The organism is Paraburkholderia sp. (assembly GCF_047605525.1).
Classification (GTDB): Bacteria; Pseudomonadota; Gammaproteobacteria; order Burkholderiales; family Burkholderiaceae; genus Paraburkholderia.
Window position 1 is genome coordinate 90,048 of sequence record NZ_JASGFN010000025.1, and the last position, 12,206, is coordinate 102,253.

12 protein-coding genes are annotated in these 12,206 nt (G+C 63.7%); 5 read left to right on the forward strand and 7 right to left on the reverse strand.

Annotated elements, in window-relative coordinates; all coding sequences use genetic code 11:
- Positions 1-301 precede the first annotated feature (301 nt).
- Positions 302-1,144 (forward strand): class I SAM-dependent methyltransferase, encoded by an 843-nt coding sequence (locus QM685_RS29325; protein ID WP_415122023.1) that lies wholly within the window; start codon positions 302-304, stop codon positions 1,142-1,144.
- 46 nt (positions 1,145-1,190) lie between these two features.
- Here QM685_RS29325 and QM685_RS29330 read toward each other — a convergent pair whose 3' ends face one another.
- Positions 1,191-1,745 (reverse strand): DUF1415 domain-containing protein, encoded by a 555-nt coding sequence (locus tag QM685_RS29330; RefSeq protein WP_415122025.1) that lies wholly within the window; start codon positions 1,743-1,745, stop codon positions 1,191-1,193.
- 134 nt (positions 1,746-1,879) lie between these two features.
- Positions 1,880-2,521: a TetR/AcrR family transcriptional regulator gene (locus QM685_RS29335; RefSeq protein WP_415122027.1), complete on the reverse strand. Its 642-nt coding sequence runs from the start codon at positions 2,519-2,521 to the stop codon at positions 1,880-1,882.
- A gap of 156 nt (positions 2,522-2,677) precedes the next feature.
- Here QM685_RS29335 and QM685_RS29340 point away from each other — a divergent pair, with 156 nt between their 5' ends.
- Together QM685_RS29340 and QM685_RS29345 are read left to right on the forward strand one after the other, a co-directional pair.
- A complete protein-coding gene (locus QM685_RS29340; protein ID WP_415122029.1) occupies positions 2,678-3,961 on the forward strand; it encodes an MFS transporter in 1,284 nt (427 codons plus the stop codon).
- Positions 3,962-4,074: 113 nt separating this feature from the next.
- Complete coding sequence (locus tag QM685_RS29345) at positions 4,075-4,668, forward strand: nitroreductase family protein (RefSeq protein WP_415122031.1); 594 nt, start codon at positions 4,075-4,077, stop codon at positions 4,666-4,668.
- 85 nt (positions 4,669-4,753) lie between these two features.
- Here QM685_RS29345 and QM685_RS29350 read toward each other — a convergent pair whose 3' ends face one another.
- Positions 4,754-6,241 (reverse strand): MFS transporter, encoded by a 1,488-nt coding sequence (locus QM685_RS29350; RefSeq protein ID WP_415122033.1) that lies wholly within the window; start codon positions 6,239-6,241, stop codon positions 4,754-4,756.
- 189 nt (positions 6,242-6,430) lie between these two features.
- Here QM685_RS29350 and QM685_RS29355 point away from each other — a divergent pair, with 189 nt between their 5' ends.
- Positions 6,431-7,681: an Hsp70 family protein gene (locus tag QM685_RS29355; protein ID WP_415122035.1), complete on the forward strand. Its 1,251-nt coding sequence runs from the start codon at positions 6,431-6,433 to the stop codon at positions 7,679-7,681.
- A gap of 125 nt (positions 7,682-7,806) precedes the next feature.
- Here QM685_RS29355 and QM685_RS29360 read toward each other — a convergent pair whose 3' ends face one another.
- Positions 7,807-8,010, reverse strand: coding sequence for a cold-shock protein (locus QM685_RS29360; RefSeq protein WP_035936159.1), 204 nt, complete (start codon positions 8,008-8,010; stop codon positions 7,807-7,809).
- Positions 8,011-8,450: 440 nt separating this feature from the next.
- On the opposite strand from QM685_RS29360, the gene QM685_RS29365 reads away from it, so the two are divergent.
- Positions 8,451-10,046, forward strand: coding sequence for an APC family permease (locus QM685_RS29365; RefSeq protein WP_415122037.1), 1,596 nt, complete (start codon positions 8,451-8,453; stop codon positions 10,044-10,046).
- 158 nt (positions 10,047-10,204) lie between these two features.
- On the opposite strand, the gene QM685_RS29370 is transcribed toward QM685_RS29365, so the two are convergent.
- From QM685_RS29370 to grxD, 3 genes are all read right to left on the reverse strand, one after another.
- Positions 10,205-10,990 carry a DODA-type extradiol aromatic ring-opening family dioxygenase gene (locus QM685_RS29370; protein ID WP_415122039.1) on the reverse strand — a complete coding sequence of 262 codons (786 nt, stop codon included), beginning with the start codon at positions 10,988-10,990 and terminating at the stop codon, positions 10,205-10,207.
- A gap of 194 nt (positions 10,991-11,184) precedes the next feature.
- Positions 11,185-11,787, reverse strand: a complete 603-nt coding sequence (locus QM685_RS29375; RefSeq protein ID WP_415122041.1) for a UbiX family flavin prenyltransferase — start codon at positions 11,785-11,787, stop codon at positions 11,185-11,187.
- 43 nt (positions 11,788-11,830) lie between these two features.
- Positions 11,831-12,142, reverse strand: coding sequence for a Grx4 family monothiol glutaredoxin (grxD, locus tag QM685_RS29380; protein ID WP_008918687.1), 312 nt, complete (start codon positions 12,140-12,142; stop codon positions 11,831-11,833).
- Positions 12,143-12,206 lie beyond the last annotated feature (64 nt).

Consider the following 12,206-nt stretch of genomic DNA (forward strand, 5'->3'; position numbering starts at 1 on the left):
ACCGTCCTCCCCACATGCATCCGGTTCACTTGTCCGGCCTCCCGGCCGGGCAGTGCCCTGTTTTTTCGGCAACACGGCTTGCGCCCAAGGGCTCAGCCGGCGCACAAGCGGTTTTCAGCCACTCCCGACACACCCTCACGCTGCTTTCCAAGCAGGAAGCGTTCCGGATTGGCTGCCTGTGTCGCATGATCCGCGCGGCCTGCTCGCTGGGAGCCCCGCACTTTGGGTAAACTGGCAGCAACTTTTCTCTTTTTCCGTCATCTGTCGCACGTTCGCGTTGCAATTGATGGCGATTAGCACGATGTCCGGCAAAATTCACGAAATCCGTCCCAACCAGTCCGTCGAACTTCTGAAGGAACTCCATATCCTCACGCGCGACGGCAAGATGAACCAGGACAGTCGTCGCAAGCTGAAGCAGGTCTATCACCTGTTCCAGTTCATCGAGCCGCTGCTCGAGGACCTGAAGGACGCGCAGGGAACCCTGACGCTCGTCGATCACGGCGCCGGCAAGTCATACCTCGGTTTTATTCTGTACGACCTGTTTTTCAAGGAATTTCAGGACGCCGCTGGTGGGGCTTCGCACATTTACGGCATTGAAACGCGCGAAGAGCTGGTGACGAAGTCCGAGGAGCTGGCCGCGCGGCTCGGCTTCAAGGGGATGTCGTTTCTGAATCTGTCGGTCGCGGAGTCGATCACGTCGACGCGTTTGCCCGCGCGGGTCGACATCGTTACCGCGCTGCACGCGTGCAATACCGCCACCGACGACGCGATCCGCTTCGCGCTCGAAAAGCACGCGAAGTACATCGTCGTCGTGCCGTGCTGTCAGGCCGAGGTCGCGGGCGTGTTACGGCAGAACAAGGGCCGGGCGCTGAAGAGCGCGCTGACGGAAATCTGGCGGCATCCGCTGCATACGCGCGAATTCGGCAGCCAGATCACGAACGTGCTGCGCTGCCTGCAACTCGAGGCGCATGGGTATCAGGTCAGCGTGACCGAGCTGGTCGGCTGGGAGCACTCGATGAAAAACGAACTCATCATCGCGCAGTACAAGGATCTGCCGCGGCGCCGGCCGGCCGAGCGGCTTGGCGAGGTGCTGGATACGCTCGGGCTCGAGGCATTGAAAGAGCGTTTCTTCGTGCCGGCTTGAGGCGCGCTTTTCTGCTTTCCTGGTTTCCGCTGGGCGCTGCTCCGCGTCACCGCTTCATCAATTCATTCCAGCCTGCGAGGCCGATGCGCCGCAGCGTCTCCTGATTACGCCCGTAAATCTCTTCGGCGTCGGGAAAGGCCTGCACGGCCCGCTCGATGCTGTCCTCGCGCAGCAGATGCAGGATCGGATAGGGTGCGCGGTTCGTGTAGTTTTCGATGTCGTCGGGCCCGCTGTCTTCGAACTGGTAATGCGGATGAAAGCTTGCGATCTGAATGACCCCTTCGAGCCGTAGCTGCTTGATGAGCCGATCGGCGAAATACAGGCAATCGTTGAAATCGAGAAAGTCGCCGAGCGCGCGCGGCAGGATCAGCAATGTGGTGTCGACGGCGGCCGGATCGGTCGCGACGAGCGACTGAAGCTCGGCTTCGAGGTCGGTCAGCACGGCTTCGAGATTGTCGGCGTCGCTGACCGCGTAGCGAATCTGTCCTTTCACGTGCACGGCCTTCGCGAACGGGCACAGGTTGAGTCCGATCACGGCTTCCGTCAGCCAGTGGCGGGTCGCGGCGATAACGGCATCGTGGGATTCAGCTGGCAACGGCATGGTGGGCGGGCGCGGCGGGGTAAAGCGTCATTTTAATGGCGCGGACGGACGGAGATTGGCCGGGTGGTGGTGATGTGGCGTGGCAAGCCCGCAGCCCGAGCCCGAAGCCGGCTCAGAACCCGCACTCCACCGGCTCAACGGTCCCGCGCCGTCCCGCACGCCGCGGCAATCAGTTGCGCGGCCACTTTCGGCGCGGCCATAATCGGCCTGCAACCCGGCCCGTAAGTCTGGCTCGCCGCGTACACACCCTCGATCAGCAGACCAAGCGCATTGGCGAGCGCATCCGGATCGTCGGCGCCGGCCGCCGTCGACAACTCCAGCAGACGCGCCATCAAACGCTGCTTGTTGCGAAACACGAACTGCCGCGCCGGATGCCCGGTATCCGCGAACTCCACCGATACGTTCACGAAAGGGCAGCCACGGTAATCATCGACCGATGCGCGCACCGCGAGGTCGTCGAAATACTGCTGAAGCTGCTTCGCGGGCTCACCCGGGTGCTTCGCGAAACTCTTTTCCACGTAGCCGAAGAACTGCTCGTCCTTCTGCTCGAGATAAGCCATCACGAGCTCGTCTTTCGACGAAAACTGCCGGTACAGGCTCATCTTGTTCACGCCTGCGCGCTCGACCACCGCATCGACGCCGACGGTGCGCACGCCCTCGCGATAGAACAGCTCGCTGGCCGCACGCAGCAGATGCTGCTGCGCCTGCGGGCCGGCCGTCTGGGCGGCGCGCGCGCGGCGGCTGCGAGCGGGTTTGAGGATTTCGCTGCCGGACATGGAAGTCACCCGAATGAAAATTAACGCCTTGACATGTTACCGACCAGTCACTAAGATCGCAACACCATTGTGACCGGTCTGTCACAAACTCCTTTACCGAAGTCGTAATAATACGAACGGCGCCGCCACCAGCGTGCCGCGTCGATTGGAGAACCGATGAACTGGGCAGCGAGACTGATTGGCGGGCGTTTCCACTATGGGTGGTTGACCGTCGGCGTGGTGTTTCTGGTGTTGCTCGCGGCGGCCGGCACGCGCGCGACGCCGAGCGTGATGATGGTGCCGCTCGAGCATCAATTCGGCTGGAGCCGCGCGACGATTTCGCTCGCGATCTCGGTGAATATCGCGCTGTATGGGCTGATGGGGCCGTTCGCGGCGGCCGCGATGCAGCGCTTCGGCGTGCGTCCGACGCTGCTGAGCGCGCTCGGCACGATGGCCGCGGGCGTCGCGCTGTCCTCGCTGATGACGCATCCGTGGCAGATGGTGCTGATCTGGGGCGTGATGGTCGGGGGATCGACGGGGGTGGCGGCGCTGTCGCTGTCGGCGACCGTCGTCACGCGCTGGTTCACGACGCGGCGCGGTCTCGTGATGGGTATCCTCACCGCCAGCTCGGCCACCGGCCAGCTCGTGTTCCTGCCGATGCTCGCGGCCATCGCCGAGCATTACGGCTGGCGCCAGGTCGTGTGGGTCGTCGCGCTGGCGGCGGGCGTCGTGATACCGCTCGTCGCATTCCTGTTGCCCGAGCATCCGGCCGACATGAAGCTGCGCCCGTATGGCGAGCCGCACGACGCACCGCTCACCGCGACCGTCACGAAGCAGAACCCGCTCGCGATCGCGTTCGGCACGCTCGCGATGGCGAGCAAAACCCGCGACTTCTGGCTGTTGTTCTTCAGTTTCTTTATCTGCGGCGCGAGCACCAACGGTTACGTCGGCACCCATCTGATCGCGATGTGCGGCGGCTACGGGATGACCGAAGTGCAGGGCGCATCGCTGCTCGCGGCGATGGGCGTGTTCGATCTGTTCGGCACGACGTTGTCGGGCTGGCTGTCGGACCGCTTCAATAGCCGCGTGCTGCTGTTCTGGTACTACGGGCTGCGTGGGCTGTCGCTGATGTATCTGCCGCACGCGTTCGGCATCGACTTCTTCGGGCTGCCGCTGTTCGCGGTGTTCTACGGCCTCGACTGGATCGCCACCGTGCCGCCGACCGTGCGTCTCGCGACCGATGTCTACGGCAAGGAGTCGGCGCCCGTGGTGTTCGGCTGGGTGGTCGCCGGTCACCAGCTCGGCGCGGCGTTCGCGGCGCTCGGCGCGGGCATGCTGCGAGCCAGTCTCGGCACCTACACGGTGGCGTCGATGATTTCCGGCGGTCTGTGCCTCGTCGCCGCGGTGATCGTGCTGCGCATCAACCGCCCTGCCAAGGTGCCGGCGCCGCAGGCGATCTAGCATCCCGGCGCGCATGGCGCCGCTTCCAGGTTTGGAGCATGCGCCGAAGCCCGTTATGCTATGTGGCCCCGGGCAGCCGCCCGGCGCTCATGAATTTCCACCGAGAGAAGCGCATGACCAACAAACCCGCCTCTACCGAAGTTGCCATTCACGAATTGATCGCAGGCCGCTGGAGCCCGCGCGCGTATTCGAGCGCGCCGGTGAGCCGCGAGCAACTGCGCGCCGTGCTCGAAGCGGCGCGCTGGGCGCCATCTTCATATAACGCGCAGCCCTGGCGTTTCATGGTGTTCGATCGCAGCGCCGACGAAGTTGCGTTCAAGAAGGCTTTCGCCACGCTGGTGCCGTTCAACCAGGGCTGGAATGCGTCGGCGCCGGTGCTGATCGCGGTGACCGCGCATACGCTGACTAGCAAAGGCGAGGTGAATCGCTGCGCGCAATACGATGCGGGCGCCGCGGCGATGTCGCTGGTGCTGCAGGCGCACGCGCTCGGGCTGGCCGCGCACCAGATGAGCGGCTTCGACGTGAACGCGTTCCGCGCGGCCTTCGAGTTGCCGGCCGACGTCGAGCCGCTCGCGTTCATCTCGCTCGGCCATTACGGCGACGTCGACAAGCTGGACCCGGTGTTGCGCGAACGCGAGAAGGCGCCGCGTCAACGCCAGCCGCTCGCGGACATCGTCTACGGCGGTGGCTGGAAGAAAGCTTTTTAAGCGAGGCAGCCGGTGCGCGGCATTTGCCGCGTGACTTCGCAAAACGCAAAAACCGGGAAAACGCGCGGCTGGGTCCGCGCGTTTTTCATTCCGCGCCGTCCGCGCTGTCGGCCACGCTCGACAGCGGCGCCGCCACGTGCTCGAGCGACTTGCGCTCCGCGTCGACACCCCAGATCGCCGCGACGACGGCAGCCGCGAGCATCAGCCCCGAGCCGACGAGATAGCCCGAAAACACTTCGCTGCGCTGATGCGTATCGATCAGCCGGCCAAAAAACGCCGGTCCGATGATGCCGCCGAGCGCGGTGCCGAACGCATAGAAAACGGCGATCGCGAGCGCGCGGATTTCGAGCGGGAACGATTCGCTTACCGTCAGATAGGCGGAACTGGCCGCCGCCGACGCGAAGAAGAAAATCACCATCCACGCGACCGTCTGCGTGACGACGGTGAGCAATTGCTGCTCGAACAGATAGCCCGACAAGGTCAGCAGAAGCGCCGATATCGCGTACGTCGCTCCGATCATCTTGCGGCGCCCGATCACGTCGAACAGCCGCCCGAGCACGAGTGGGCCGAGGAAATTGCCGAGCGCGAACGGCAGCAGATACCAGCCGATCTCGCCGCCCGGCACGTGATAGAAATCGGTGAGCACCAGCGCGTAGGTGAAAAAGATCGCGTTGTAGAAGAACGCCTGCGCGGTCATCAGCGTGAGGCCGACCAGCGCGCGGCGCCGGTGCACGTTGAACAGCACGTGGAACACTTCGCGCAGCGGCGTATGGTGGCGCGCGCGCAGCCGCAGCCGGATCAGATGGTCGTCGGCGAGCGTGTGGCCGTCGTGGCGAAAACGCGTTTCGATGCCCTCGACGATCTCGCGCGCGTCGCGCTCGTCGCCGTGCGTGAGCAGCCAGCGCGGACTTTCGGGCACCCAGATGCGCATCGGCAGGATCGCGAGCGCGAGCACCGCGCCGATGAAGAAGCAGGCGCGCCAGCCCCAGTCGGCGGGCAGCAGATGCGGATCGAGCAGCACCAGCGAGCCGGCCGCGCCGAGCCCCGCGCCGACCCAGAACGTGCCGTTGATGCCGAGATCGGTCCAGCCGCGCACGCGCGCCGGCGTGAATTCCTGGATCGTCGAATTGATCGCCGTGTATTCGCCGCCGATGCCCGCGCCGGTCAGGAAGCGGAACAGCATGAAGCTCGCGAGATTCCACGACAGCGCGGTCGCCGCGGTTGCGGCCAGATACAGCGTGAGCGTGATGAAAAACAGCTTGCGGCGGCCGAGCCGGTCGGTCAGCCAGCCGAACCCGAGCGCGCCGAGCACCGCGCCGGCGATGTACGCGCTGCCCGCGAGGCCGACGTCGGCATTCGTGAATTGCAGGGTTGGGCTGGTTTTCAGCGCGCTCGCGACCGCGCCGGCCAGCGTTACTTCGAGCCCGTCGAGCAGCCAGGTCACGCCGAGCGCGATCACGATCAGCGTGTGGAAGCGGCCCCACGGCAGGCGGTCGAGCCGAGACGGCAGATCCGTTTCGATGAGCGCGGTGTTGTGCTTGTCGCGGACGGCGTCGGTGGGCGGCGCGCTCATTGTTCGCAGTCTCCTTGATTTTGAAATCGGGTGGCGTAATCGTCCGAGGGAGCAATATCCGTTCCGTCGCACGAATCTGAACGGCGTCGCGGGCCGTCCCGGCCTGCATCAGTTGATACAGGCTGAGTTTTCGTGTTACAAAGCCGCTCCCCTTTCTGTTCGCGCCAGCCGTGAGCGGCGATTCCTGCCATGAACTATTGCGCGATTGACTTCGGTACTTCCAACTCGGCCGTCGCGATTCCGGACGGCGCGCAGCTCAGGCTGACGCCGGTCGAGGGCGCATACACGACGCTGCCCACCGCGGTCTTTTTCAATACCGACGAAGACACCCGCGAATTCGGGCGCGCGGCGCTCGCGGCGTACATCGACGGCTTCGACGGCCGTCTGATGCGCTCGATGAAAAGCATTCTCGGCTCGCCGCTCGCCGAGAACACGACCGATCTCGGCGACGGCACCGCGATCAAATATACGGACGTGATCGCGACGTTCCTCGATCATCTGAAACGCTCGGCCGAGGCGAGCGCCGGCGGCGTGATCGATCGCGCGGTGCTGGGCCGCCCGGTGTTTTTCGTCGACGACGATCCGCGTGCGGACCAGATGGCGCAGCAGCAGCTCGAAGCCGCCGCGCGCGCAGTCGGCTTGCGCGATATCCATTTTCAGTATGAACCGATCGCCGCCGCGTTCGACTACGAATCGCATCTGACGCAAGAGGGGCTCGTGCTGGTGGCGGACATCGGCGGCGGTACGTCGGACTTTTCACTGGTACGCGTGGGGCCGGATCGGATGAAGCGTGTCGAGCGCAAGGAGGACGTGCTCGCGCATCACGGTGTGCACGTCGCGGGCACGGACTTCGACCGCCGCGTCGAACTCGCGACGATCCTGCGCGAACTCGGCTATCAGTCGCTCGATCCGCAGGGCCGCGAAATCCCGAACCGGATCTATTTCGATCTCGCGACCTGGCACCTGATCAACACGGTCTACACGCCGAAGCGCGTCAGCGAACTCGCGCTGATGCGGCACCTTTTCACGGAGACGAAGTACCACGACCGGCTGATGCGCGTGGTCGAGCAGCGTTTCGGGCATGCGCTCGCCGCGCATGCGGAAGAAGCGAAGATCGGTGTCGCGGCGGGCGGCGAGACCGTGATCGATCTCGACGAAGTGGAAGAGGATCTGCGCCTCGCGTTCGACGAAGCGCAACTTGTTCTGGCCGGCGAGGATGAAACGCGACGCATCGTGCAGGCGGCGCGCGACACGGTGCAGGCGGCGGGTATCGGGCCGCGCGACGTCGACGCGATCTACTTTACCGGCGGCTCGACCGGCCTCGCGTTCCTGTCCGGCGCGCTAGCCGCGGCGTTTCCCGACGCGCAGGCAGTGTTCGGCGACCGTCTCGCGAGTGTGGCGACCGGACTCGGTATTCATGCCCGACGCGTGTTCGGTTAATGATAAATAAGCGGAAAATAAATCGCCGCGCATTGCGAAGTTAATCGGGCGTATTCAATTGACGGTGGATAATAAAAAACCCCGCCGAGGCGGGGTTTTTGTGCGTCCCGAAAGAGGCGCGAAGCTTAGGCCGGCTTGATGTTAGCGGCTTGCTTGCCCTTCGGGCCCGTCTTTACTTCGAACGTGACCTTCTGGTTTTCTTGCAGCGTCTTGAAGCCTTCAACGCGGATTTCCGAGAAATGCGCGAACAGATCTTCGCCGCCGCCGTCCGGAGTGATAAAGCCAAAGCCCTTTGCGTCATTGAACCACTTGACGGTACCGGTTTCCATATTACTTGTTCCTAACAATGGTGAATAAGGCCGAAGCCCGGGAGGTGCATGAAAATCAAGGAAGGGGGTAATAGACCAACCGGAGTACCGTTGATGGGCGAACTACGAAAGACCAATTCACTCGCCACTTGAAATCCTGCCCGAACGTTATACGGCGAATTCGGACGAAGGTCAACAGTCTGTTCGTATCAGGATGAAATTTTGGCAGATGCGTACCACATTTCCTTACAAAGCTTGCGCGCCTGCCAATTTTTTGCCAGGGAGAACCCTTGGTTGCACCGCAGTTTCACTGCATCCGCACGGTGCAACCGTTAAACTACGCGCCGCGCGCCGGTTGCACCTGTTTTGCATCAATGCGGTGCGCATGCATGCGCGTCACCGTCTCCATCGCCACAAGCGATGTCACGCGGTGCCGACATGGTTCTGATTTAGGAGAAGACGTGAAAAGTTCTATACAAAGGAACATCGGGCCATTCGCGCTGATGCTGACCGGTCTGGGCTCGATCATCGGATCGGGCTGGCTGTTCGGTGCGTGGAAGGCCGCCAAGATCGCCGGTCCGGCCGCTATCTGCGCGTGGATCATCGGGGCGATCGTGATTCTGGCGATTGCGCTGACCTATGCGGAGCTCGGCGCGATGTTTCCGGAATCCGGCGGGATGGTGCGCTATGCGCGCTACTCGCACGGCGCGCTGGTCGGTTTCATCAGCGCGTGGGCCAACTGGATCGCGATCGTATCGGTGATCCCAATCGAGGCCGAAGCATCCATTCAATATATGAGTACATGGCCGTACGGCTGGGCGCATGCGCTCTTCGTCGACGGATCATTGACCACGAACGGCCTGTTGCTGTCCGCCGGCCTCGTGATCATCTACTTCCTGCTCAACTACTGGGGCGTCAAGCTGTTCGCGCGCGCCAACTCGGCGATCACGATCTTCAAGTTCCTGATCCCCGGCGCGACGATCCTCGGCCTGATGCTGACCGGTGTCCATACCGAAAACTTCGGCCAGACGACCTCCTTTGCGCCGTACGGCTGGTCGTCGGTGCTGACCGCGGTCGCGACGAGCGGCATCGTGTTCGCGTTCAACGGTTTCCAGAGCCCGATCAACCTCGCCGGTGAAGCGCGCAACCCGGCCAGAAGCGTGCCGTTCGCGGTGATCGGCTCGATCCTGCTGGCGCTCGTGATCTACGTGCTGCTGCAGATCGCGTACATCGGCGCGGTGAATCCGAGCGACGTCGCGAAAGGCTGGAGCCACTTCAGCTTCGCTTCGCCGTTCGCGGAATTGGCGATCGCGCTGAATCTGAACTGGCTGGCGATCCTGCTCTACGTCGACGCGTTCGTGAGCCCGAGCGGCACCGGTACGACCTACATGGCGACCACCACGCGGATGATCTACGCAATGGAGCGCAACAACACGATGCCGAAGATCTTCGGCCAGGTGCATCCGTTCTACGGCGTGCCGCGTCCGGCGATGTGGTTCAACCTGTTCGTGTCGTTCATCTTCCTGTTCTTCTTCCGCGGCTGGAGCTCGCTCGCGGCAGTGATTTCGGTCGCGACCGTGATCTCGTACCTGACCGGCCCGATCAGCCTGATGGCGCTGCGCCGCGCGGCGACGGATCTCGAGCGGCCGCTGCATATCGTCGGCATGAAGGTGATCGCGCCGTTCGCGTTCGTCTGCGCGTCGCTGATCCTGTACTGGGCGAAGTGGCCGCTGACCGGCGAAATCATCCTGCTGATGGTCGTCGCGCTGCCGGTGTACTTCTACTTTCAGGCGAAGTCGGGCTTCGAAGGCTGGGGCCGCGATCTGAAGGCCGCATGGTGGCTGGTCGCGTATCTGCCGATCATGGCGCTGCTGTCGCTGATCGGCAGCAAGGAGTTCGGTGGCTTCGGCATCCTGCCGTACGGCTGGGACATGCTGGTGGTGATCGTCTTCGCGCTGGTGTTCTATTACTGGGGCGTCAATAGCGGCTATCGCTCGGAGTATCTGGAAGAGCGCGAAGTGCATGACGAAGTGCTCGAAGGCATGGGCGCGCATTGAGCGCCATGTCGCGTCCGACGGATTCGCGGTAAGCGGGTCCGGATGAGTAAAAAGCCCGCCTGGGTTGCTCAGGCGGGCTTTTTGTTGGGTGCTTGAACAGGCGCGCGCTGTGTGCGGCCGCTTCAGTCGGTGTCCGTCGGCTCGTTTTCGCTGCCGGATCAGGCGGCGCCGAACACGTAGTTCGTCATCGCAAGCGAGCGCTGATAGGTGCCGAGCGACTGGATCGCGAGCGAATAATCGTCGTCCGCGGCACCGAGCGCGGCGAAAACGGGCAGCAGATGCTCGTCGGTCGGGTGCATCAGCACCGCGTGCGGTGCCTGGCTGCGATAGTCGAGCAGTGCATCGATGTCGCGCGTGGCGAGCTTGTCCTCGAACCAGCCGGTGAACTCGGTTACGCGCGGATCGGCGTCTTCGGGACGCGCGGAGAAATCGGCGGCGCGCAGGTTGTGCGTGATCTGGCCGGAGCCGATCACCATCACGCCTTCTTCCTTCAACGCGCGCAGCGCGCGGCCGACGCGGAAGTGATGTGCCGCGCCCTTGTGCGGCTGGATCGACAACTGCGCGATCGGCACGTCCGCGTGCGGGAACATCAGCAGCATCGGCACCCAGGCGCCGTGGTCGAGCCCGTGCGGCTGCACGTCCGCGACGACGCCATTCGCGCCGAGCAGCGCGGCGGCGCGGCGCGCGACGTCGGGCGCGCCGGGGGCCGGGTACTGGATTTCATAGAGCTGGCGCGGAAAACCATGGAAATCGTGGATGGTTTCCGGCGCTGTCGCGATGCTCGCGAGCGGCTGAGCGGTGCCCCAGTGGGCCGACAGCATCAGGATGGCTTCGGGGCGCGGCAGTTGCGCGGCGAGCGAGCCGAATTCGGCGGATGGCATCGACGGATCGATCGGCAGCGTGGGGGCGCCGTGGGACAGGAAGAGCGAAGGCAAGCGGTTCATGGCAGCAACGTGGCCGCAGGGGCGCGGCGTGGAAATTGGGTTGCTAGCAATATAGGTCCGCGCTGCCGTTTCATAAACGGGCGCTGGTGGAATTGATTGTGTCGCCGGTGTTGTTAATCCGCTCGCGGGTTTGGCCTGTATGACAGCTTATGTGCGCTACCGGCCAGCGCCGCGCGCGGCGAACGCGTGCGCCGTCAATCCTGCGCGCCGCGCAACCCTTCCCAGGCGGGCGACAGCGCCGGCCCGAGCGCGAACAGATCGAGTACGCGCGCAACCGTGTGATCGACCATTTCATCGATCGACGCGGGCTGGTTATAGAACGCGGGCAGCGGCGGGAAGATCACCCCGCCCATTTCGGTGACGGCCGTCATATTGCGCAGATGCGCGAGGTTGAACGGCGTTTCGCGCACCAGCAGCACGAGGCGGCGACGTTCCTTGAGCGTGACGTCGGCGGCGCGGGTGATCAGGTTGTCGGAGAGACCGTGCGCGACGCTCGCGAGCGTCTTCATCGAGCACGGTGCGACGATCATGCCGTCGGTCGCGAACGATCCGGACGCGATGCTCGCGCCGACGTCGCGCACCGAATGGACGACATCCGCGAGCGGATGCACGTCTTCCTTGCTCAACTGGAGTTCGTGCTGGATGTTGAGCCAGCCTGCGCCCGAAATCAGCAGATGGCTCTCGACGCCGCCAAGCTTGCGCAGCGTCTCGATCAGCCGGAGACCGTAGATGGCGCCGGTGGCGCCGGTGATCGCGACGATCAGCCGGCGGGGCGCCGCAACGCGGTTTTGCAGCATGGCTTGCGGCGCCTTATGAAGCGAACATGGCCTGGCGAAATGCTCAGGCCGCGGCGAACAACTGTTGCAGTTCGCCCGATTCGTACATCTCCATCATGATGTCCGAGCCGCCGATAAATTCGCCCTTCACGTAAAGCTGCGGAATGGTCGGCCAGTTCGAGAACACCTTGATGCCCTGGCGGATTTCGTCGTCTTCGAGGACGTTGACGGTCTTGATTTCACCGACGCCGCATGCCTTCAGGATCTGGATGGCGCGGCCGGAAAAACCGCACATCGGGAACTGGGCCGTGCCCTTCATGAAGAGAACGACGTTGTTGCCGTCGACGATTTGCTTGATGCGTTGTTGCGTATCCATGACTGACCTTGCGGTTCCGTTATGTGTAGGGAATAGGCTGAAATGATAGCGGATTTCGCTGTGG